The sequence below is a fragment of the Marinobacterium nitratireducens genome (assembly GCF_014645375.1).
GTDB lineage: Bacteria > Pseudomonadota > Gammaproteobacteria > Pseudomonadales > Balneatricaceae > Marinobacterium_A > Marinobacterium_A nitratireducens.
In genome coordinates this window covers 1-566 of the sequence record NZ_BMLT01000038.1, presented here as the reverse complement: position 1 = coordinate 566, position 566 = coordinate 1, and the positions used below count along the sequence as shown (strand labels likewise).

Here is a 566-nt window from a genome sequence, read left to right as displayed (position 1 = left end):
TGTGGCGCGACCGACGGTCCGATGCCGCAGACCCGTGAGCACATCCTGCTGTCCCGTCAGGTTGGCGTTCCGTACATCGTCGTGTTCCTGAACAAGGCTGACCTGCTGGCTGAAGACTGCGGCGGCGTCGATTCCGACGAATACGCAGAAATGCTGGAACTGGTCGAAATGGAACTGCGCGAGCTGCTGGACACCTACGAGTTCCCGGGCGACGACACCCCGATCATCGCCGGTTCCGCTCTGATGGCCCTGAACGGCGAAGACGACAACGAACTGGGTACTACCGCTGTCAAGAAGCTGGTTGAAACCCTGGACTCCTACATTCCGGAGCCGGAGCGTGCGATCGATCAGCCGTTCCTGATGCCGGTCGAGGACGTCTTCTCCATCTCCGGTCGTGGTACCGTTGTTACCGGTCGTGTCGAGCGCGGTATCATCAAGGTGGGTGAGGAAATCGAGATCGTCGGTATCCGCGACACTCAGAAGACCACCTGCACCGGTGTCGAAATGTTCCGCAAGCTGCTGGACGAAGGCCGTGCAGGCGAGAACGTCGGCGCGCTGCTGCGTGG

1 protein-coding gene is annotated in these 566 nt (G+C 61.0%); it reads left to right on the top strand.

Translation table 11 applies throughout. The features are described 5' to 3' along the window. A partial coding sequence (locus IEX85_RS23890; RefSeq protein ID WP_229722098.1) for a GTP-binding protein occupies positions 1-566 on the top strand: 566 nt, incomplete at both ends.